Source organism: Streptomyces cyanogenus (genome assembly GCF_017526105.1).
GTDB lineage: Bacteria > Actinomycetota > Actinomycetes > Streptomycetales > Streptomycetaceae > Streptomyces > Streptomyces cyanogenus.
Window position 1 is genome coordinate 8,274,833 of sequence record NZ_CP071839.1, and the last position, 21,593, is coordinate 8,296,425.

At 73.4% G+C, this 21,593-nt stretch carries 19 protein-coding genes; 12 read left to right on the forward strand and 7 right to left on the reverse strand.

Annotation, left to right across the window (positions count from 1 at the left end):
* Nucleotides 1–117 precede the first annotated feature (117 nt).
* A complete protein-coding gene (locus tag S1361_RS36535) occupies nucleotides 118–915 on the reverse strand; it encodes an SAM-dependent methyltransferase (RefSeq protein ID WP_208036104.1) in 798 nt (265 codons plus the stop codon).
* 660 nt (nucleotides 916–1,575) lie between these two features.
* On the opposite strand from S1361_RS36535, the gene S1361_RS36540 reads away from it, so the two are divergent.
* The 5 genes from S1361_RS36540 to S1361_RS36560 all read left to right on the forward strand — a co-directional run bounded on the left by S1361_RS36540 (nucleotide 1,576) and on the right by S1361_RS36560 (nucleotide 7,140).
* Nucleotides 1,576–1,983: a YciI family protein gene (locus S1361_RS36540; RefSeq protein ID WP_208036105.1), complete on the forward strand. Its 408-nt coding sequence runs from the start codon at nucleotides 1,576–1,578 to the stop codon at nucleotides 1,981–1,983.
* Nucleotides 1,984–1,991: 8 nt separating this feature from the next.
* Nucleotides 1,992–3,137 carry an RNA polymerase sigma factor gene (locus tag S1361_RS36545; RefSeq protein ID WP_208036938.1) on the forward strand — a complete coding sequence of 382 codons (1,146 nt, stop codon included), beginning with the start codon at nucleotides 1,992–1,994 and terminating at the stop codon, nucleotides 3,135–3,137.
* A gap of 235 nt (nucleotides 3,138–3,372) precedes the next feature.
* A complete protein-coding gene (locus tag S1361_RS36550) occupies nucleotides 3,373–3,807 on the forward strand; it encodes a hypothetical protein (protein ID WP_208036106.1) in 435 nt (144 codons plus the stop codon).
* 157 nt (nucleotides 3,808–3,964) lie between these two features.
* The gene (locus S1361_RS36555) at nucleotides 3,965–5,569 is read left to right on the forward strand and encodes an ABC-F family ATP-binding cassette domain-containing protein (RefSeq protein WP_208036107.1); all 1,605 of its coding nucleotides are present in this window, start codon (nucleotides 3,965–3,967) and stop codon (nucleotides 5,567–5,569) included.
* 119 nt (nucleotides 5,570–5,688) lie between these two features.
* Nucleotides 5,689–7,140: a WGR domain-containing protein gene (locus S1361_RS36560; RefSeq protein ID WP_208036108.1), complete on the forward strand. Its 1,452-nt coding sequence runs from the start codon at nucleotides 5,689–5,691 to the stop codon at nucleotides 7,138–7,140.
* Between the two features lie 186 nt (nucleotides 7,141–7,326).
* Here the strand turns inward: S1361_RS36560 and S1361_RS36565 are convergent, their stop codons facing one another.
* Nucleotides 7,327–8,898 (reverse strand): glycerol-3-phosphate dehydrogenase/oxidase, encoded by a 1,572-nt coding sequence (locus tag S1361_RS36565; protein ID WP_208036109.1) that lies wholly within the window; start codon nucleotides 8,896–8,898, stop codon nucleotides 7,327–7,329.
* Nucleotides 8,895–9,506 carry a TetR/AcrR family transcriptional regulator gene (locus S1361_RS36570; RefSeq protein WP_208036110.1) on the reverse strand — a complete coding sequence of 204 codons (612 nt, stop codon included), beginning with the start codon at nucleotides 9,504–9,506 and terminating at the stop codon, nucleotides 8,895–8,897. Before S1361_RS36570 ends, S1361_RS36565 begins: the two co-directional genes overlap by 4 nt.
* A 117-nt stretch (nucleotides 9,507–9,623) precedes the next feature.
* On the opposite strand from S1361_RS36570, the gene S1361_RS36575 reads away from it, so the two are divergent.
* The 3 genes from S1361_RS36575 (at nucleotide 9,624) to S1361_RS36585 (ending at nucleotide 12,565) form a co-directional block, all read left to right on the forward strand.
* The gene (locus S1361_RS36575; RefSeq protein ID WP_208036111.1) at nucleotides 9,624–11,213 is read left to right on the forward strand and encodes an FAD-binding oxidoreductase; all 1,590 of its coding nucleotides are present in this window, start codon (nucleotides 9,624–9,626) and stop codon (nucleotides 11,211–11,213) included.
* A gap of 38 nt (nucleotides 11,214–11,251) precedes the next feature.
* Nucleotides 11,252–12,133, forward strand: coding sequence for a YegS/Rv2252/BmrU family lipid kinase (locus tag S1361_RS36580; RefSeq protein WP_208036112.1), 882 nt, complete (start codon nucleotides 11,252–11,254; stop codon nucleotides 12,131–12,133).
* 63 nt (nucleotides 12,134–12,196) lie between these two features.
* Entirely contained in the window at nucleotides 12,197–12,565 is a 369-nt protein-coding gene (locus S1361_RS36585; RefSeq protein WP_208036113.1) for an NUDIX domain-containing protein, read from the forward strand.
* A gap of 452 nt (nucleotides 12,566–13,017) precedes the next feature.
* Here S1361_RS36585 and S1361_RS36590 read toward each other — a convergent pair whose 3' ends face one another.
* Nucleotides 13,018–13,389 (reverse strand): thioesterase family protein, encoded by a 372-nt coding sequence (locus S1361_RS36590; RefSeq protein ID WP_208036114.1) that lies wholly within the window; start codon nucleotides 13,387–13,389, stop codon nucleotides 13,018–13,020.
* Nucleotides 13,390–13,599: 210 nt separating this feature from the next.
* On the opposite strand from S1361_RS36590, the gene S1361_RS36595 reads away from it, so the two are divergent.
* Nucleotides 13,600–16,101, forward strand: a complete 2,502-nt coding sequence (locus S1361_RS36595) for an ATP-dependent Clp protease ATP-binding subunit (RefSeq protein WP_208036115.1) — start codon at nucleotides 13,600–13,602, stop codon at nucleotides 16,099–16,101.
* Between the two features lie 27 nt (nucleotides 16,102–16,128).
* Here S1361_RS36595 and S1361_RS36600 read toward each other — a convergent pair whose 3' ends face one another.
* The gene (locus S1361_RS36600) at nucleotides 16,129–16,590 is read right to left on the reverse strand and encodes a GreA/GreB family elongation factor (protein ID WP_208036116.1); all 462 of its coding nucleotides are present in this window, start codon (nucleotides 16,588–16,590) and stop codon (nucleotides 16,129–16,131) included.
* A gap of 184 nt (nucleotides 16,591–16,774) precedes the next feature.
* Between S1361_RS36600 and S1361_RS40510 the strand changes: the two genes are divergently transcribed.
* Entirely contained in the window at nucleotides 16,775–16,852 is a 78-nt protein-coding gene (locus S1361_RS40510) for a 50S ribosomal protein bL37 (protein ID WP_465560540.1), read from the forward strand.
* 43 nt (nucleotides 16,853–16,895) lie between these two features.
* Here S1361_RS40510 and S1361_RS36605 read toward each other — a convergent pair whose 3' ends face one another.
* The gene (locus S1361_RS36605) at nucleotides 16,896–17,273 is read right to left on the reverse strand and encodes an STAS domain-containing protein (RefSeq protein WP_425087872.1); all 378 of its coding nucleotides are present in this window, start codon (nucleotides 17,271–17,273) and stop codon (nucleotides 16,896–16,898) included.
* Nucleotides 17,274–17,521: 248 nt separating this feature from the next.
* Between S1361_RS36605 and S1361_RS36610 the strand changes: the two genes are divergently transcribed.
* Together S1361_RS36610 and S1361_RS36615 are read left to right on the forward strand one after the other, a co-directional pair.
* Complete coding sequence (locus S1361_RS36610) at nucleotides 17,522–18,805, forward strand: COG1361 family protein (protein WP_243769431.1); 1,284 nt, start codon at nucleotides 17,522–17,524, stop codon at nucleotides 18,803–18,805.
* 273 nt (nucleotides 18,806–19,078) lie between these two features.
* Entirely contained in the window at nucleotides 19,079–20,776 is a 1,698-nt protein-coding gene (locus S1361_RS36615) for an LCP family protein (protein WP_208036117.1), read from the forward strand.
* A gap of 24 nt (nucleotides 20,777–20,800) precedes the next feature.
* Here S1361_RS36615 and S1361_RS36620 read toward each other — a convergent pair whose 3' ends face one another.
* On the reverse strand, nucleotides 20,801–21,580 hold the full coding sequence (locus tag S1361_RS36620) for a DUF1206 domain-containing protein (RefSeq protein ID WP_243769432.1): 780 nt from the start codon (nucleotides 21,578–21,580) through the stop codon (nucleotides 20,801–20,803).
* Between the last annotated feature and the right edge of the window lie 13 nt (nucleotides 21,581–21,593).

Here is a 21,593-nt window from a genome sequence, read left to right on the forward strand (position 1 = left end):
CCGCCGTGCCCGCCGCGCCGGCCGACGCCCGGATCACGGCGCGACGCCCGGATCATGGCGCGGTGGCCGGATCACGTTGCGGCTGCGGTGCACGGTGCGGCGGGCGGGCCCGGCTGGTCAGGTGGCTTTGCGGGCCACGCCGCCGTAGAAGCCGATCTCCTCGGACCGGGGCGGGGGCGGGGTGTCCGGGCGCCAGAACGGGACCTGGGTCAGGCCCGGCTCGACCAGGTCGAACCCGTCGAAGAACCGCTGCACCTCGGCGCGGGTGCGCAGGTTCAGGGAGGCGGTCGCCTTGCTGTAGACCGCCTGGGCGGCGCTGCGGTCGGCGAAGTCACCGGTGGCGTGCGAGAGCACCAGGAAGCTGCCGGCCGGCAGCGCGTCGCGCAGCACGGCGACGATCTCCTCGGGCCGGTCAGCGTCGGCGAGGAAGTGCAGGACGGCGACGAGGAGCAGGGCGACCGGCCGGTCGAAGTCGATGAGCCGGCGGACGTCGGGGTGGTCCAGGACCGACCGCGGGTCCCGGAGGTCACCGAGGACGATGCCGGTCGTACCGGAGCGGCTGAGCAGGGCGCTGCCGTGCGCGGCCACGATCGGGTCGTTGTCGACGTAGGCCACGCGGACGTCGGGTGCCACCGACTGGGCGACCTCGTGCACGTTCGGCGACGTGGGCAGGCCGGTGCCGATGTCCAGGATCTGGCGGACCCCGCTGCCGACGACGTACCGGACGGCGCGCTGCAGGAGGGCACGGTTCGCCCGGACACCGATCCGTGCCTCGGGTGCCGCGGCGGCGAGCTCGTCGCCCGCCCGCTGGTCCACCTCGTAGTGGTCCTTGCCGCCGAGGAGATAGTCGTAGATCCGCGCGGGATGCGGTCTGCTGGTGTCGATGCCCACGGCCTCGAAGCCGTCCTGTGTCACGCTGAGCTCCTCTCCACGGCCGGCACGGCCTCGGTCCGCACACGGCTTCCCACACCCCCTCTCAACTGCCGTGCTCGCCTCGGGAGTTCCCGCAGAGGCGGCCGGGTACGGCGAGGCGGAACCGCCGGCCGCCGGTCGCGCGCGGCGGGGTGCCATGGGCGGTCCGGTGATGCCACGGGCAGGCCGGCGCCGTCCCGGTGACGTCCGGCCGACGACGCCTTCGGCTGTATGCCTCAGCCTGCCGGGTCCCGCCCGGCCGGCGGTGCCTTCCGCCGGACCGCCTCACCCTGCCGGGCCCCTCCGGCTGGCGCGTGCGGCCGCGGCGTCGGAGGGTCGGAGCAGATCGATCATCGGAGGGTCGGCGACGGGACCGGCGGTTCCGTCAACTCCGCCGAGATCGTGACCCCACGGACCGGCACGCCGCCTCGCCCCCGAGCGGCGGTGGCCGACCGGCAGGGACGGGGAACGGTGAATCCATGCGCTCGGGCCGTTCCCCGCCCCGTCGTACTCCGGCCGCCGAGCCCCGGTGACGGCTCGCCCGGACTGTTTTCCACACGAGTCAAAAAAATTTCGGGCGGCGATGTCGAGAACTCCCGGCCGGCTGCGTCCCAGGGCTGAACGCGACCACAATGTGTCGCACGACCACCAGGGAGAAGCACGATGGCCAAGTACTTGCTGCTGAAGCACTACCGCGGCGCCCCGGCTCCGATCAACAACGTGCCGATGGACCAGTGGACGCCGGAGGAGATCTCGGCGCACGTGCAGTACATGCAGGACTTCGCGGCCCGGCTGGAGAAGACCGGCGAGTTCGTGGACGGCCAGGCACTCGCCCCCGAGGGGGCGTGGGTCCGCTACGACGGTGAAGGGCGCCCGCCGGTCACCGACGGCCCGTTCGCCGAGACCAAGGACCTCATCGCCGGGTGGATGGTGATCGACGTCGACGGCTACGAGCGCGCCGTCGAACTGGCCGGGGAGCTGTCGGCCGCCCCCGGAGCGGGCGGGAAGCCGATCCACGAGTGGCTCGAGGTCCGCCCGTTCCTCGCCGCGCCGCCCACCGTCACGGAGTGATCCCATCGATGGACGAGGCCCTGCTCAGGAGCCTCACGCCGAGGGTGATCGGGATCCTCGTCCGCCGCGGAGCCGACTTCGCGGCGGCCGAGGACGCCGTACAGGACGCCCTCGTCGAGGCGGTCCGCGTCTGGCCGGCCGACCCGCCGCGGGATGCCAAGGGCTGGCTGGTCACCGTGGCCTGGCACAAGTTCCTCGACCAGGCCCGGGCGGACACCGCCCGCCGCCGCCGTGAGGACCTCCACGACGAACAGCCGGCGCCCGGACCCGCGCCCGCGGTGGACGACACACTCCAGCTCTACTTCCTGTGCGCCCACCCGTCCCTGACGCCGGCCTCCGCGATCGCGCTCACCCTGCGCGCCGTCGGCGGCCTCACCACCCGCCAGATCGCCCAGGCCTACCTGGTGCCGGAGGCCACCATGGCCCAGCGCATCAGCCGGGCCAAACGCACCGTCGCCGGCGTGCGGTTCGACCAGCCCGGCGACGTCGCCACCGTGCTGCGAGTCCTGTACCTCGTCTTCAACGAGGGTTACTCCGGCGACGTGGACCTCGCCGCCGAGGCGATCCGGCTCACCCGGCAGCTCGCCGCCCGGATCGACCACCCGGAGGTGGCGGGACTGCTCGCCCTCATGCTGCTCCACCACGCCCGCCGCGCCGCCCGGACGGCGCCCGACGGCAGCCTGGTGCCCCTCGCCGAGCAGGACCGCGGCCGGTGGGACACCAGGTTGATCGCCGAAGGCATCCGGATCCTGCAGGCGGCCCTCGCCCGCGACCGGCTGGGCGAGTTCCAGGCCCAGGCCGCCATCGCGGCACTCCACGCCGACGCGCCCACCGCCGAGGAGACCGACTGGGTACAGATCGTCGAGTGGTACGACGAACTCACCCGCCTGACCGACAGCCCCGTCGTCCGGCTCAACCGCGCGGTCGCCGTCGGCGAGGCCGACGGCCCGCGCGCCGGCCTGGCCGCGCTCGCCGGGCTGGACTCCGCACTGCCCCGCCACGCCGCGGTGGCGGCCTACCTCCACGAGCGCGACGGCGACCTGGCCACGGCGGCACGGCTGTACGCCGAGGCGGCCCACAAAGCACCCAACCTCGCCGAGCGCGACCACCTCACACGCCAGGCCGCCCGCCTCAACACCCTCCGCCGACCCTGAGGAGCCGCGCCCGTATCCCCGGACGGTGCGATCGCGGACGCCCGGCGGTGTCGGGCCCGCGGCAGGCACCTTCTTCGTTCAGCGTCCTGCGCCGTGCCCGTGACCTGCGCTGTCGCCATTGATCAGGGTGGCGGAGCCTGCTGTCCAATCAATCGGCGGCCCGGGAACGTCGAGGTCGTAGGGCACGGACCCGCATGTGGGGTTCGGCCGTTCACCACCTCGGAAGGAGCACGTGGTGCCGATCGCCACCATCCATCAGCCGATCGCGTTGGGCGTGGCCGCTCTGGCCCTGAGCAGCGGCCTGACCCCCCTCGCCTCCGCGCGGCCCGTCCGGGCAACTCCCGTACCGCCGACGGTCGTCGAGTACCACTACGGCGTGCGGCAGATCCACACACACGATGGACGGTGCACCGCCCGGCTCGACGCCAAGAGGACGGCACCCGGTCACTGGTTCGTGCGGGCGTCGTTCTCCAACGTGTCGGGCCAGGGATGCAGCTACCGGCTGTGGCGGAGGACGGGAAACGGGGCCTACGGGATGCTGTCCCACGGCCGGCTGGGACGACACCGGACTCACCGGACCGCCTGGTACGAAGACGGGCCCCGGTACAGGGCCATGACGACGGTCGACGACGGTGACGGCTGGGGCGGGGCGCACAGCGAGCCGTACTGACCGGCCGCCGTACGACGTCACCCCCGCCGGGAAAACGGCATGCGCCGGTGCGGAGGCCCGCGTTACCGTGGCGGCATGTCAACGCCCCGAATCTCCTAGCCGAGGACCCGCTTCCACACCAGAAGTGTGTCCTCTTGCTTTCTCGGAGCGTTTCCACATGATCACCGTTCGTGACGCCGAGCTGCGCGCCGGCGCCCGCCTCCTGGTCTCCGGTGTCTCCTTCACCGTCTCCCCCGGGGACCGGATCGGCCTCGTCGGCCGCAACGGCGCCGGCAAGACAACCCTCCTGACCGCCCTCGCCGGACGGACCAGGCCCGCCGCAGGCGTGGTCACCCACACCGGGCCGGTCGGCTTCCTGGCGCAGGACTCGCGCGCCGCCGACCCGGCCGTGACCGTCACCGACCGCATCCTGTCCGCCCGCGGCCTGGACGGCGCGCTGCGCAGCCTGCGCGAGGCCGAGGCGGCGATGGCCGACGCCGCCGGCGCGGCGGCGCTGGAGCGGGCGATGCGTGCCTACGCGCGCGCAGAGGCCGCCTTCCAGGCCGGCGGCGGGTACGCCGCGGAGGCCGAGGCGGCCCGCGTCGCGGCCGGACTCGGCCTGCCCGAACGGGTGCTGGGCGAGCCCGTCGGCGCCCTCTCCGGCGGCCAGAAGCGTCGCGTGGAACTCGCCCGCATCCTGTTCGCGGGCACCGACCGCACCCTGCTGCTGGACGAGCCGACCAACCACCTGGACGCCGACTCGCAGGCCTGGCTGCGCGCCTTCCTCCAGGCCCACCAGGGCGGACTCGTGCTGATCAGCCACGACACGGCCCTGCTCACCGACGTCGTCAACCGCGTCTTCCACCTGGACGCCACCCGGGCCGCCCTCGACATCCACAACACGGGCTGGCGGACGTACCTGAGCCGGCGCGAGGCGGACGAGCGGCGCCGCACCCGGGAGCGGACGAGCGCCGAACGCAAGGCCGCCGCCCTGCACGCACAGGCCGACCGGATGAAGGCCCGCTCCGCCACCGCCACCATGGCCCGGAGCATGGCCCGGCGGGCCGACCGGATGCTGGCCGGGCTGGAACCGGCCCGGCGTACCGAGAAGACCGCCCGCATCCGGCTGCCCGAGCCCGCCCCGTGCGGGCGCACACCGCTCGGGGCGATCAGTCTCGCCAAGTCCTACGGCGGCCACCGCGTCCTCGACGGGGTCGACCTGGCGGTCGACCGGGGCAGCCGGCTGGTCGTACTCGGCCTCAACGGCGCCGGGAAGACCACCCTGCTGCGCATCCTCGCCGGCGCCGAACGGCCCGACGGCGGACGCGTGGTGCACGGCCACGGACTGCGCCTGGGCTACTTCGCCCAGGAGCACGACACCCTCCGCGCCGGGCGCACGGTGCTGGAGAACCTCACCCTGGCCGCACCGCACCTGAGTCCGGGTGAGGCACGGCGCGTGCTGGGCGCCTTCCTGTTCACCGGCGACGACGCGGACAAGCCCGCCGGTGTGCTCTCCGGCGGGGAGAAGACCCGGCTGGCGCTGGCCGGCCTGGTGCACTCGGGGGCGAACGTGCTGCTGCTCGACGAGCCGACCAACAACCTCGACCCGGCGTCCCGCGACGAGGTGCTGGCCGCGGTCGGGTCCTATCCCGGCGCGATCATGATGGTCACGCACGACGAGGGCGCCGTCGACGCGCTGCGACCGGACCGGGTGCTGCTCCTGCCGGACGCGGCCGAGGACCTGTGGAACGAGGACTACCGGGACCTGATCGCCCTGGCCTGACACCGGTTTCCGCCCTCCGGCCAACGGGTCCGGGGGCGTTGTCAGTGGCTCCCTTTACCGTGAGGAGCAGTTGAGGACCTGCGGGAACGGCCGCGGGTCCGACTGGGGAGGGGTCTGCCATGTCCACGGGGTCCGCGGTGTCGACGACGTATCTGGAACTGTCGCAGGAGGGCGACGGCGCCCACAAGTTCTACGAGGTGACGGTCGACGGGCAGGTGGTGACCGTGCGGTACGGCCGGATCGGCGCCGCCGGGCAGACGCAGACGACGACGTTCCCGACCGCGGAGAAGGCGCGGGCCGCCGCCGCGAAGAAGGTGGGGGAGAAGGTCCGCAAGGGATACGCCCCGGCCGTCCCGGGCGGGCGTGCCCCGCGTGCGGTGACCCGCCGTCAGGTCAGCTCCGCGCCGTCCACCGCACGGGCCGTGGCACCGGTGCTGTGGCGGTTCCGCACCGGCTCCGCCGCGTTCGGCATCCATGTCGACGACGAGCGCTGCTGGGTGGGCAATCAGGCCGGTGACGTCTACACGCTGGACCACGAGGGCGCCGTCCTGGCCCGCTTCAGCCTGCCGGACGGCGTGAAGTGCCTGGTCGCCGACGACTTCTGGATCTACGCCGGCTGCGACGACGGCAAGGTGTACGACCTCTCCTCCAAACTGCCCTTCGCCGCCTACGACATCGCCGCCGATGTCGACATCTTCTGGCTGGACATCCACGAGGGAGTCCTGGACGTCTCCGACCGCGACGGCCGGCTCACGGTCATCGACCACGAGGACGAACACCAGTGGTCCCGCCGCAGCCAGGGCGAGCACGCCTGGATGGTCCGCGCCGACGACCGCGCCGTCTACCACGGCCACCACCGGGGCGTCACCGCCTACGCGCCCGACGGCGGCGGCGAGTTGTGGCACACGCCCACCAAGGGCGGCGTGCTGTTCGGCTGGCAGGAGGAGGACGCGGTGTACGCCGGCACCGCGCACCGCGTGGTCCAGCGGCTGTCCAAGGAAACCGGCGCGATCGAGGCGACGTACGCCTGCGACAGCGCGGTGTACTCGTGCGCCACCTCGCCCGGCGGCCGGTTCGTCTTCGCCGGGGACTCCGCCTCCTCCGTCTACTGCTTCGACCGGGACGGCCGACGGCTGTGGAAGCTCGGCACGGGCAGCGGCTCGGCGCTGTCGATGCAGTACCGAGACGAGCGGCTGTACCTGGTCACCACCGACGGCTCGCTGGTGTGCGTCGACGCGAGCGAGGCGGCGATCTCTGCGGCCCAGCAGGGCACGGTGCCGGTGGTACGGGACGTCAAGCTCGCCGCCGCTCTTCCCACGTACGCCCCGGCGACGGCCGTGACCGCGGTGTCCACGGTCGCCCAGGCACCCGCCGGAGCGGTGGTGGTCGAGTGCGTCCAGGAGGCGGGCCGGCTCCGGGTGCACGTGCTCTCCGACGGCTACGACTCCTCCTGGAACGTCCAGTTCCCGCGCGCGATACGCGAACCCGGCGCCCGGTACGTCGTCGACGCCCTGCATCCGGCGGCGGGCGGCTTCTACCGCGTCCGCGGCGACATCCGCCGCCTGCTCTGACGCGCTGTCACCCGACCGGACCGAGCGGCCGGCAGGACACCGGCAGCTCGTGGGCGCGTCCCGCCCCACCCGACGTCCCCGCCTCCACCCGGTAAAGCCGGGCCCTGGGCCTCCGCGTCACCGCCTCCTCGAGGCGCCCTGCGCAATCGAATACCGGGTGGGTGCGAGTGCGTCCGGGCGCCCGGGTCAGGGGTGCACGGGCGCTGCCCTCCCGAGGATTTCCCGGGCGGCGGGGAGTGCCTGGGTGCGGTCCTCGGGGACCACACCGACGCGGGTGCGGCGGTCCAGCAGGTCGGACTCGTCCAGGGCGCCCTCGTGGTGGACGGCCCAGAGGAGTTCGGCGCGGGTGACGGGGTGGCCGGGGAGCACGGGTTCGGCCAGGGTGGGGTCCTGGGCGGCGAGGGCGTGGACCACGACGGCCTCGGTGCCGTAGCGGCGGACCAGGCGGCGGGGCGCGGGCAGAGTGCGCAGCCGTTCAGGGGCGGCGGCCCCGATCAGCGGCAGCGCGGCGGTGGGGGAGGGCGCGGCACGCAGCCCCCGTGCCCCGGCCGCGGCGTCCACGGCGTCCTGCGCCATCCGCCGGTAGGTGGTGAGCTTGCCGCCCACCACGGTGGTGACACCGTCGGGGGAGGTCAGTACGGCGTGCCGGCGGGAGATGTCGGAGGTGCGGTCCGGGGAGCCGCCCGCGGAGGCGTCCAGCAGCGGGCGCAGTCCGGCGAAGGCGCCGACCACCTCGTCCCGGCCGACCGGCACGTCCAGGGCGGAGCCGAGGACGTCCAGGAGGAAGCCGATGTCGGTCTCGGGCACCTCCGGCACGTCCGGTATGCCGCCCTCGACCGGCTCGTCGGTGAGGCCGACGTAGACCCGGCCGTCGCCCTGGGGCAGGACCAGCACGAAGCGGTTGGTCTCCCCGGGGATCGGGATGTGCAGGCCGGCCGGCAGGGCACCGAGCCGCTCCGAGCGCAGGACCAGGTGGGTGCCGCGGGACGGCCGGATGCGGATGCCGTCGGCGAGGGTGCCCGCCCACACCCCGGTGGCGTTGATCACGGCGCGTGCCCTGATCTCGCCCACCTCACCGGTGAGTTCGTCCCGGACGCGGGCCCCCGTACCGGTCAGCTCCAGCGCGCGGACCCGGGTCAGTACTCGGGCGCCGCGCGCGGCGGCCGTCCTGGCCAGGGCGGTCACCAGGCGCGCGTCGTCCGTCACCCTGCCGTCCCAGGACAGCAGTCCGCCGCGCAGACCGGCCGCGCGGACCGACGGCGCCAGGTGCCGGGCTTCCGTCGCCGACAGCCGGCGCGGAGCGGGCAGTACCTGGCGCGGGGTCCGGGCAGCCAGCCGCAGCATGTCCCCGGCCCGGAACCCGGCCCACGCCAGCGAGGCCTGGGCCCGGGACACCAGCGGGGTCAGCGGCAGCACGAACGGCTGGGCGGCCACCAGGTGCGGGGCCGTCCGGGTCATCAGCACCCCGCGTTCGACCGCGCTCTCGTGCGCGACGTCGAACTGCGCCGAGGCGAGATAGCGCAGCCCCCCGTGGATGAGCTTCGAGCTCCAGCGGGACGTGCCGAAGGCCAGGTCGTGGGCGTCCACCGCGACGACGTCCAGTCCGCGGGCCGCCGCGTCCAGCGCGACACCGGCCCCGGTGGCGCCGAGCCCGACGACCAGGACGTCGGCGGTACGGCCGCCCGCGGCCTCGGCCAGTTCCCGGCGGCGCCGGTGTGCGCTCAGGGACGAGCCGGGCGCGGCCTCGGTATGGCTCATGGCGTCAGGGTCCTCTCCAGGAGGGTGCGCAGCTCACCGAGGAACGCGGCGGAGTCCAGCTCCGGATCGTCCTCGTCGGTCATCGTGCGCAGGGACAGGGTGAAGGACTGCACGGTCAGCAGCACGGTGCGCGCCTGCCGTTCGGCGTGGCCGGGCCGTACCGAACCGTCCGCGTGGCCCTCGCGCAGCGCGTCGCCCAGCAGGGCCAGCAGCGCCTCCTGGCTCGCGCCGCGCCGGTCGAGGACGTACGGCAGGAGCAGTTCCGGATCGACGTCGACGATCTTGCGGAACAGGGGATGGGCCCGGAACGCCTCGACCCCGGCCACGAGTCCGTCCACGATCCGGGCGCGCGTGCCGGTGCCGGGTGCGGGCTCCGGTATGGCCCGGGTGGCCACGTCGATCCACTCCCGGGTCATCAGGTCCCCGACGAGGGTCTGCAGGTCCGGCCAGCGCCGGTACAGCGTCATCCGGGAGACACCGGCGCGGCGTGCCACGTCGGCGAGCGTGGTGCGCCGTACCCCGACGGCCAGCACACAGTCGCGCACCGCGTCGAGCACGGCGTCGTTGTCGGAACCACCACCCGAACCGTTGTGACGAATAGGCGTCATGTGTCACAGTGTAACGCCCCGGGGCTCGGAAGGAAGCGGCCCGGCCCGGAGACGGCAGCCGAGCCGCGCGGACCGAGCACCCCGACCAGCACACCGACCTGTGAGGACGACCGTTCAATGGACATGCTGTGGAACGGCTGGGGCGACCCGGCCAAGGCGGCGCCGCTGCCCGAGGCGGTGACCGGGCTGCTGCGCGACCTGCTCGGCGTCAAGCCGCGCAGCACCCCCGCCCCCGGCCTGGAGGACATCCGCCCGCCCGCCCCCACGGCCGCCCCCGCCGCCCTGCGCGCCCTCGCCGCAGCCGTCGGCGACGAACACGTGCGCACGGACGCGGAGAGCCGTGTCCGGCACACCCGCGGCAAGTCCACCCCCGACCTGCTGCGCATCCGCGCCGGCGACGTCACCGACGTCCCGCAGGCCGTCGTGCTGCCCGCCACCCACGACGAGGTCCTCGCCGTCCTCGGCGCCTGCGCCGCACACGGCCTCGCCGTCGTGCCCTTCGGCGGCGGCACCTCGGTGGTGGGCGGACTGGCCCCGCAGCGCAGCGCGTTCATCGCCCTGGACCTGCGCCGCATGAACCGCCTGCTCGACCTGGACCCCGTCTCCCGCACCGCCGTCCTCCAGCCCGGCCTGCGCGCCCCCGAGGCCGAAGCCCTGCTCGCCGGACACGGCTTCACCCTCGGCCACTTCCCGCAGTCCTTCGAATGGGCCACCATCGGCGGCTTCGCGGCGGCCCGCTCCAGCGGCCAGGCGTCCGCGGGGTACGGCCGCTTCGACGAGATGGTGCTCGGACTGACCCTCGCCACCCCCGAGGGCACCATCGAGACCGGCCGCGCCCCCCGCTCCGCCGCCGGACCCGACCTGCGCCAGCTGATCCTGGGCTCCGAGGGCGCCTTCGGCGTCATCACCTCCGTCACCGTACGGATCCGCCCGCTGCCCGAGGTGCGGGTGTACGAGGGCTGGCGGTTCGGCTCCTTCGAGGAGGGCGCCGCCGCGCTGCGCCGGCTCGCCCAGGACGGACCCCGGCCGACCGTGCTGCGCCTGTCCGACGAGACCGAGACGCTCATCGGCCTCGCCCAGCCCGACGCCATCGGCGCCGACCCGGCCCAGGGCGGCGCGGGCTGCCTGGCGATCGCCGGGTACGAGGGGACGGCCGAGGACACCGCCTACCGCCGCGAGCGGGCGGCGGCCGTCCTGACGGACTGCGGCGGCACCTCGGCCGGCGCCGAACCGGGCGAACGCTGGGCGCACGGCCGCTACTCCGCGCCGTACCTGCGCGACGCCCTGCTCGACGTCGGCGCCTTCGCCGAGACGCTGGAGACCGCGGCCTTCTGGTCCCGCGTCCCCGAGTTGTACGAGGGCGTCCGCACCGCCCTGACCGACACCCTCACCCGGGCCGGCACCCCGCCCCTGGTGATGTGCCACATCTCCCACGTGTACGAGAACGGCGCCTCCCTGTACTTCACCGTCGTCAGTGCCCAGGGCGAGGACCCGGTGGCGCACTGGACGCCCGCCAAGCACGCGGCCAACGAGGCCGTGCTCGCGGCCGGCGGCACCATCTCCCACCACCACGGGGTCGGCACCGACCACCGCGACTGGTACGTCCGCGAGGCCGGCCCGCTCGGCGTCTCGGCCCTGCGCGCCGTCAAGCGCCGCCTGGACCCCGAGGGGCTGCTCAACCCCGGCGTCCTGCTGCCCACCGACTGACCCCACCCGATCCGACCGCCTGCCTCGGAGGCCCACCGATGCGCCAGTTCACCGCCGTCGTCAACCCCACCGCGGGCGGCTCCACCGGAGCGGCGACGCTGCTCCAGCTGGCCCGGCTGCTCCGCGCGGCCGGCGCCGAACTGGAGACCCAGTACAGCCAGAGCCTCGCCCACGCCCAGGACATCGCCCGCGCGGCCGGCGAGCGCGGCCGGATCGTCCTGGCCGTGGGCGGCGACGGCATCGCGGGCGGCATCGGCGGCGCGCTCAGCGGCACCGGAACCGTGCTGGGCCTGGTACCCGCCGGACGCGGCAACGACTTCGCCCGCGCGCTCCATCTGCCCGCCGACCCGGAAGCCCTCGCCGGCATCCTGCTGCACGCCGAACCCCGGCCGGTCGACACCATCGAGGTGGAGTCGGCCGTCCACCCGCGCACGGTGGTCCTGGGCAGCGTGTACGCCGGCGTCGACGCGGAGGCCAACCGGCACGCCAACAACGCCCGGCTGCTGCGTGGCGCCGCCTCCTACTACGCGGGCGGCCTGCGGGCCGTCACCACCTGGCGGCCGGCCGACTACCGGGTCACCGTCGACGGCGAGGAGCACCTCCACCGGGGCTACACCGTCGTCGCGGCCAACTCCCCCTACTACGGCTCCGGCCGGCACATCGCACCCGGCGCGCGCGTCGACGACGGGCTGCTGGACATCGTGCTGATCCGCGAGGCCCCGCGCCGGCTGTTCTTCACCCTGATGAACGAGCTGAAGACCGGCGCCCACGTCCGCCGCCCAGAAGTACGCGTCCTGCGCGGCCGGGAACTGCGCATCGAGGCGGACCGGCCCGTCCCCTACGGCGCCGACGGCGAGGTGGAGGCCACGCTCCCGGTCACCGTGCGGGTACGGCCCGGGGACCTGCCGGTGCTGTACTGAGGCCCGCGGCGCATCACCCGCCCACCCCTGGGTAGGCAAGGAGTGCCTGGGAGGGGGAGCAGTATGACGGTGGATCAGGCCGGGGGTGTGGTGCGGGCGGTCGTCCTGTACGACGGGCGGGTGCTGCTGGTGCCGGAGGGAGACGGCTGGGGACTGCCCGCGGGCACCACGGAACCGGCCGAGTCCGCCCGGGCCGCCGCGGCGCGGATCGTTTACGAGGTCACCGGATACCTCGTCGACGGCACCGAGCCGCTGGAGCCGCGGGAGGCGACGGGGGAGACGGCCGTGGTCTGCCAACTGCTGAGCGAGTCACCGTCGTCCGGGGGTCGTTTCACTCCGGACCGACTGCGCTGGGCGCCGATCGAGGAGACCGCCGGCACGCCGTTGCCGGACACGGTGCGCGCTTACCTGCAGGGGCACACACCGGTGTGAACACGCGGGTGTGACCGGTCCCGTGTGAACATGCGGGCGTGGTCGGCCCCGTGTGAACGCGCGGGCGCGGCCGACCTGTGTGAACATTAAGGCGTGACCCACCCCTTGTGAACACGCCGGAACGGCCAGCCAGGTGTGAACACGTCCGTCGACCATGCCGGTGTGAACCGCCCGCACCGCCAAGTGCGGCTGGACCCCCGTCTGGGCTCGCGCGTGGCTTCGCGCGTGTGAACATCCCTGTCTGAGTACGCCAGTGTGAACCGACCGCTTTAGCGTTCCTGTGTGAACCGACCGCTTGAGCGCCCTGGTGTGAACTCGCCGGTACGGCCACGCGCGCGTGAACGCCTCCCCGCAAGATGCCGGTCAGCGACCACTCCCGCGGTGAACTGTGAGCACCCAAGTGAACCGGTCACCCGACCAACCCCCTGTGAACCGGCGACCACCCACCCCGCTCAGCCGTCCGCCCCCGCATCGGGCGGCGCCGCGAGGAACCGCCGCCGGTCGACGACCGCCCGCTCGATCTCGCCCGTTGCGACCACCCGCCCCGAGCCGTCGACGGCCCGCACCGCGAAAGACAGACGCCGGCCCGCCGGGGCGGACGCGGGCTCGGCGGTCACCTCGACCTGCCCGCCCACCCGCGTGGCCCGCAGGTGCTCGACGCGCACCGCCGTACCCACGCTCGTCTGGCCCGGACCCAGGAACGGCACCGCGGCCCGCACGGTCGCCGCCTCCATCCACGCGATCAGCCGGGGTGTCGCGAGCACCGGCACGTCACCGCTGCCCAGCCGCACCGCGGTGTCGTCGTCGGTCACCTCATGATGCATCCCACCAGGCTAGAGCCCGGCTGCCCCTCCGGTGGAACCGGAAGCCTCCGCTTGCGGTGCCGTCCGCACGGGGTTTCAGTGATTACGGCCCCCTTGCAAACCCCGGTCCCCGAATCGCTCGCTGCCCCCCTCGCAGACCCGCCCCCGAATCGCTGCCCCTCGCAGACTCCCGTCCCCGGATTTCTGCCCCCTCGCGCGCCAGGAGCCGTCATGTCGATGTCGTTCGGTGGACCGTTCGGTTCGTCGGATCCGTTCAGTGACATGCTGAACCGATTTTTCGGTATGTCGCCGGCGTCCTCGCCCCCCGCGGTGCAGCGCGTACCCATCGGACGGCTGCTGACGGAGTCGTCGCAGGAACTGCTGAACCTCGCCGCGAGGCGGGCCGCCGAGGACGGCACCTCCGACCTCGATACCGAGCACCTGCTCTGGGCGGCCACCCAGGTCGCCCCGTCGCGCAGGCTGCTCGCCCAGGTGGGCGTGGACCCCGACACGGTCGCCGCCGAGCTGGCCGAGGTCCTGCCGCGCGAGTCCGTCGAGCCGTCCGCGCAACCGGGCCTGACCCCGGCGGCCAAGCGCACGCTCCGCGCCGCCTATGCCCAGTCGCAGGCGGCCGGCGTCTCCTACATCGGTCCCGAGCACATTCTGAGCGCCCTGCTCGGCGACCGCGACACCGGTGCCGCCCGGATGCTGAGGGCGGAGGGCGTGGACACCGGGCGCCTGGCGGGCCTGACCGAACAGACGGCGGCGCGGGCCGAGGGAGCCCCGGCCGAAGGGAAGAAGCCGGCCACGACCCTGGACGAGTACGGCCGCGACCTGACGGAGGAGGCGCGGGCCGGCAAGCTCGACCCGGTGGTCGGGCGGGCCGAGGAGATCGAGCAGACCGTCGAGATCCTCTCCCGGCGGTCCAAGAACAACCCGGTGCTGATCGGTGAACCCGGCGTCGGCAAGACCGCCATCGTGGAGGGACTCGCCCAGCGCATCGTGGCGGAGGAGGTCCCCGCCGCTCTGAAGGACAAGCGGGTCGTCTCCCTGGACCTGTCGGGCATGGTGGCGGGCGCGCAGTACCGGGGCCAGTTCGAGGAGCGGCTGAAGAAGGTCATCGAGGACGTCCAGGCGGCCGGCGGCGACATCATCCTGTTCATCGACGAACTGCACACGGTCGTCGGCGCCGGCGCCACCGGCGAGGGCTCCATGGACGCGGGCAACATGCTCAAGCCCGCCCTCGCGCGCGGGGAACTGCACGTCGTGGGCGCCACGACCATCGACGAGTACCGCAAGTACGTGGAGAAGGACGCCGCGCTCGAGCGCCGGTTCCAGCCGGTGATGGTCCCGGAGCCCACCGTCGAGGAGACGATCCAGATCCTGGAAGGTCTGCGCGACTCGTACGAGGCCCACCATCAGGTCCGCTTCGACGACGCGGCGCTGGTCGCCGCCGCCGAACTATCCGACCGCTACATCAGCGACCGCTTCCTGCCCGACAAGGCGATCGACGTGATGGACCAGGCCGGCGCCCGGGTGCGGCTGCGCAGCGCCGGACGCTCCACCGAGATCGTCAGCCGCGAGGACCGTATCGCCAAACTGCGGCGGGAACTCGAACAGGCCGTCTCCGCCGAGGACTTCGAGAAGGCATCGGACCTCAAGCGGCAGATCGCCGAGGCGGAGGGCGAACTCGCCGGCATCGAGGAGCGCCGCGAGGGCGTCGTCTCCGTCACCGCCTCCGACATCGCCGACGTCATCTCCCGCCGCACAGGGATCCCCGTCTCGCAACTCACCGCCGGCGAGAAGGAGAAGCTGCTGCGGCTGGAGGAGGAGATGCACGCGAGGATCGTCGGCCAGGACGAGGCGGTCACGGCGGTCTCCCAGGCCGTACGCCGCAACCGGGCCGGCATGGGAGACCCGAACCGCCCCGTGGGGTCCTTCCTGTTCCTCGGCCCGACGGGTGTCGGCAAGACCGAACTCGCCAAGACCCTCGCCCTCCTGCTGTTCGGCGAGGAGGACCGCATGGTCCGGTTCGACATGAGCGAGTTCCAGGAGAAGCACACCGTCGCCCGGCTGGTCGGCGCGCCTCCCGGATACGTCGGCTACGAGGAGGCGGGCCAGCTCACCGAGAAGGTGCGCCGCCGGCCCTACAGCGTGGTGCTGTTCGACGAGGTGGAGAAGGCCCACCCCGACGTCTTCAACACGCTGCTGCAGATCCTGGACGACGGACGGCTGACGGACGCGCAGGGCCGCACCGTCGACTTCCGGCACTGCGTCGTCATCATGACGTCCAACATCGGTGCGCACCGGATCCTGGAACACAAGGGCGATGTCTCGGAACTCAAGGGCGAGTTGATGGACGACCTGCGCACCCGGTTCCTGCCCGAGTTCCTCAACCGGATCGACGACATCATCATCTTCCACGGCCTGACCGAGGACGACCTGGGGCGGATCCTGGACCACCTGCTGGACCAGAGCAGGCGCAAGGTGCGCGCCCAGGGCATGGGTCTGGAGGTCACGGAGGCGGCCAAGAAGCTGCTGATCGCCCACGGTTACCAACCGGAGTTCGGTGCCCGCCCGCTGCGCCGCACGATCCAGGCCGAACTCGACAACCGCATCGCCACCATCCTGCTGAGCGGCGACGCCGAGCCCGGCGACACCATCGTCGCCGACGTCCGGGAGGACTCGCTGCACTGCTCGGTGCGGCGCGGGGAGTCCGGACAACCCTCCTGAGGGCCGACGCAGGGGCGGGGGCCCCGGTCACTCCCCGATCGACACGACGACCGCCGTCGCCGGTCCGTCCGGGGTGTCGTAGTGCACGGTGTCCCCGGGCCGGCGTCCGAGCAGCGCGCGCCCGAGCGGGCTGTCGGCGGTGACCAGCGACTGGTCCAGCGCCTCGGCGACCTCGCCGATCTGCAGCGTCTCCGTCGCGCCGTCGGAGAAGCGCACGCTGACCGTGCTTCCCACGCCGACCACGTCGGTGGGGGCGGGCCCGGCGTCCGCCGCCTGGCGCAGCCGTACGGTGATGTCCTCGATACGACGGTCCAGGCGCTCCAGCTGGTCGGCGCGCCGCAACTCGTCGGCCTGGTCGGCCTGATCGCCCACGGAGGTGGCGTCCCGGAGCGTGCCGGCGACCAGCCGGCGCTCGGCCTGGAGGTCCGCCAGCTCCTGTTCCAGGGCCCGACGGGCCTGTGTGCTGAGCGGCTCCGGATCACCGGTCATGGTGTCTGCTCCTCTGCGCGCGAACGGGCAGCCGGATGAAGGGCAGCAAGTCCGGCATTTCGCATCATAACCGTGTGGTGCCCGGCGCCCGGCTCCGGTGGATCGGCCGGGAATACAGGGATATCGTGCTTATGTCCCCGGGCGGAGCCGATCGTGCTCCGCTCACTGCCGTCAGGAGGTACCCATGTCCTCGAAGCGACGCCGGAAGAAGAAGGGGCGGCGCAAGCACGCGGCCAACCACGGGCGACGCCCGCAGTGCTGACACGGCCCCCGACAGGGGCGAGGGGGGGACCCGGAAGGGCCCGTCAGCCTTCCAGGGCGTCGCGGACGGTGGGGTAGCAGGGGAGGAGGGGGGTGAGGCCGACGATCTCCAGGGTGCGCAGGACGGGCCGCCGTACGCATGCCAGCCGTAGCCAACCCGTGGGGCCGTGGGCCTGGTGGCCGGCGATGAGCACGTTGATGCCGCTGGAGTCCATGAACGGCACGCCGCTCAGATCCGCCACGGTGCGCGCCCCGTCGGGGTCCGCGGGGGTGAGGGCCTGGCGGAGCGTACCGGAGGTGTGGTGGTCGACCTCGCCGGTCACCGTGACGACGGTGACACCGTCGACGACCGACCGGGTGACCGACAGCCCGTCCGGTTCTGCCGGTTCGTTGGTGCCTGCCGTGTCTGCCGTGTCTGCCACGTGATCCTCGTCCACGTTCACGCTCACCCGATCCTTGCCCAGAGCTTTCCTCATCCGGGAGGCTGCCCAGGATCACGCGGAGGATGCCGGTTGCCCTTCCGCGCTCCCGCGACAGCCGGTGGATTCCCTGCAACCTCTCACGCCTCTCGTGTGTCCAGTACATGACGGCCGGGCCGTACCGTGCCCGGCCGCCGGCGTGTGGCGTGCCGATGTGCATGCCCCTGTGCGTACCGAAGAGGAGATTCACCGTGCGCTCACCCCTCCGTTCCACGGCGGCGGCCGTGGCCGCCGCAGCGATCGGCATCGGCGTCCCCGCCCTCGCCGTCCCCGTGGCGCACGCCGAGGAAGTCGCAGCCCCCGACCTGGTGATCTCCACCCTCCCGACCGCCTCTCCCAAGCCGGGCGAGATCTACGACCACCCCGTCACCGTCACCAACAAGGGCACGGCGCCCGCGGCCCACGTCACCTTCCGGATCCGGCTGACCCGCGGCCTGGACTTCCCGGACCAGGCCAAGGGCTGCACCTACTCGACCCTCGCGGACCACGTCCGCCAGGCGCTGTGCGAGCTGGACACGGTCGTCGAGCCCGGTGCCTCGATCACCACGTCCGTACGGTTCAAGGCCCTGCCGCAGGCGCTGATGGAGGCCGTCGAGTACGGCACGGGCCGCACCGGCGAGACGCCCGGGGAGGGCTTCGGCGACAGCTACCGGCGGCTGGCCCTGACCGCGGACAGCACCGCCGACCTGGCGGCGGAGGGAGACCTGGTCGAGGGCGCGCCCGGGAGCCGGGTCACCGTCACCGCGACGCTGCGCAACAACGGCCCCGGCTGGATCCGCAACGAGGAGAGCGACGACCAGCCCGCCCTGATGGTGCGCATCCCGGAGGGCACCGTCGCCAAGGCGGTGCCCGAGGACTGCGAGCCGTTCGGCGTCGACGGGCCGACCGGCCCCTCGGAGCCGGGGCACGCGCGGTACGTCTGCCTGCCCGCCGACCACACCATCGACGTCGACCAGTCCCTCGACTACACCTTCGTGCTGGAGATCGGGAAGACGGCACGGAACACCAAGGGCCGGGTGACGGCCGGCTCGGTGTACGGCATCCACCCCGCGTTCGACAAGAACCCGGCCAACGACACCGCCTACCTCGCCGTCGACGTCACCGGCGGCGAGGACCCCGGCACCAGCACCGCCGGCGGAACCACCACCGGCGGCTCCGGCACGGGCGGCGGCGACCCGCACGGCCAGTCGACGGGCGGCTCCGGCACGACGGGCACGACCGGCACCACGGGCACGAGCGGTACGAGCGGCACCAGCGGTTCGACGGACACGTCCGGTGGCACGTCCGGTACGACGGGCACCTCGGGGCCGGCGGTCACCGGCTCCACGACCTCCGGTTCCGGCACCGCGACCGGCGGCACCCTCGCGAGCACCGGCAGCGACGGCATGCCGCTCCTGGCCGCCGGCGCGGTGGGCGCGACGGCCCTGGGCGGCCTCGTGCTGGCGGCCGTACGCCGTCGGAGCACCGGGAGGTGACCCGTGGCTCCCGGCCCCACCGGGAGCCACCGACCGGCCGTGCCGAGCGGCGGACGGCACGGCCCGCTCCTCCCCCCGCGCTCCGTTCCCGGCCGACCCCCGCTCACAGCATCGGCACATGGACTCCCGCTTCCCGGCTCGCTCCGGGCGTGCGCGGCGTGCCGAGCGGGACGTCTGTGAATCGGCTGTACGTCTGCGCTGTTCGGACACGTGTTTGCTAGATTGCGCAACTACGCAATCGAGCGCTGCTGCGACCGTTCAGGGGAGTGGGACATGAGCGACCCGTGGGACGGGCCGGCCGGCCAGGCCACGCGCAGCCGCGGCACGCCGGTTCCCGGGCAGCGCGGGGCCGAGCCGGACGGCACGCGTCCGCCGGGCGGCCGGTCCGCCTCGCGTGCGCGCGGCGGCCCACGGTCCCGGCGCCGCCCGGCGGGCCGCGGCAGGCGGTTCCTGAAGATCACCGGGATCTGCCTGTCCGTCCTCATCGTGGTCACCGCCGGTGCGGGCTGGTGGTTCTACCAGCACCTGAACGGCAACATCCACAGCGTCTCGCTGGACGGCAAGGGCGGCACGGAGAAGGCCGACGCCTTCGGCCGCACACCCATCAACATCCTCGTCATGGGCTCGGACGGCCGCACCAGTGCGAAGGACTGCAAACTCGGCGGCGGCTGCGCGAAGACCGGCGTGCAGACCGGCAGCAACGCGGACGTGCAGATGGTGCTGCACATATCCGCCGACCGCTCCAACGCCACCGTGATGAGCATCCCCCGCGACACCATGACCGAGGTCCCGGCCTGCAAGGACAGTGAGTCCGGCCAGTCCACCGCCGGCTACTACGGCCAGATCAACAGCGCGCTCCAGTACGGCCCCGCCTGCCAGGTGGCCACGGTCCACCGGCTCACCGGCATACCCATCGACCACTTCGTCAAGCTCGACTTCTCCGGCGTGGTGAAGATGTCCGACGCGGTCGGCGGCGTCTCGGTGTGTGTCAGCGACGACGTCTACGACACCTACTCCCATCTGAAGCTCTCCAAGGGCACCCACACGCTCAAGGGCGTCGCGGCCCTGGAGTTCGTACGGTCCCGGCACGGCTTCGGCGACGGCAGCGACCTCGGCCGTACGATCTCGCAGCACATCTTCCTCAGCGCGATGATCCGCAAGTTCAAGAGCGCGGGCACGCTCACCGACCCCACCGCGGTCTACGACCTCGCCGACGCCGCCACCAAGGCCCTGACCGTGGACGACGGCCTGGGCTCCGTGAACAAGCTGATCGCGCTCGCGGACGACGTGAACAAGGTCCCGACCGAGCGGATCACCTTCGCCACCATGCAGACGGCCCCCGACCCGGCCGACAGCGACCGGGTGGTGGTGGGCGCCGGCGCCCGGAGTCTGTTCTCCACGATCGCCGACGACCAACCCCTGACCACCGGCTCCGGCAAGAAGTCGGCGGCGGCCTCGGCGACCGCCAAGGCGACGGCCACCGCCTCCGCCGTGCCCGCCGCGCGGATCACGGTGACCGTGGAGAACGGCACCAGGATCACCGGCCGCGCCTCGGCCGTCGCCGCCGCTCTCGCCGGCAAGGGCTTCAGTCCGGGCACGACCACGGCCAACGCCCCGAGTGCCGCGACGACCACCACCCTGACCTACGGCGCCGGCCGGAAGCCGGAGGCGCAGACCGTGGCCAAGGCGCTCGGCCTGCCCTCCTCGCACCTGGAGCAGGGCACCGGCGCGGGCCTGACCCTCGTGATCGGCGGCGACTGGCCCAGCGGCAACAGCTACCCGGGCGGCAGCTCCTCGCCCGCGCCCGCCGACACCAAGGCCGCCGTCGGAGGCGCCCACGCCTCGACCGCCGACCAGGCCAAGACCTGCGCCAAGGTCAGCCCCTACAAGACGGTCAGCCTCGACGGCGTCGCCATGACCCCGGCCCAGGCGTACGCGGCGGCGCGGAACAAGCCCGACTCCGACGCCTGAGCGGCACCGCGGGGACCCGCCGGCTCAGACCTTGCGCCAGCGCGCGTTGCACCAGGAGAAGACACCGAACGCGGCCAGGCCGAGCGCCACCAGGGCGAGCAGCCACGGCCCGGCCGGCAGGTCCCGGAACCCGCGCAGGGTGTCGTCCATGCCCCTGGCCTTCCCCGGCTGGTGCTGGACGGCCGCGACGAGGGCGAACACCCCGGCCGCGGCGAAGACGACGCCACGGGCGGAACCACCGGTCACCCCGAAGGCCTCCACGACCTTGCGGGCCCTGGCGGACATCGCGTGGGTCCGCAGGTTCTTGCAGAACGTCCGCTGCACGGCCCGCACCGCGATCCACAGACCCGCGATCACCACTCCGGCGCCCGCGATACCGAGGAGCCACTGGCCGCCGGGCCACTGGAGCACCCGCGCGGTGACGTCGTCGGTGTGCCGGTCGGAGGAGCCGCTGCCGCTGCCCCGGTCCCCGGCCGCGTAGGCGAGCACCGAGTAGGACACGAAACAGTAGAAGACGAAACGGAACAGGTCCGCCGCCCGCCGGGAGAGCTTGGACCCGTCGGGGCCCGGCCCGCCGAACACCGCCTCCGACAGCCGCCACAGCGCCATCCCGGCCAGTCCGATGCCCACGATCCACAGCATCACCGACCCGAACGGCCGGCCGGCCAGCTCACCGAGCGCGCCACCGCGGTCGGCCTGCTGCCCGCCGTCGTCACCGCTGAAGGCGATCTGCAGCGCGATGACCGCCACCAGTACGTAGATCAGCCCGCGTGCCGCGAAGCCCGCCCGGGCCGCTACGGCCATGGCCGTGCTGTCC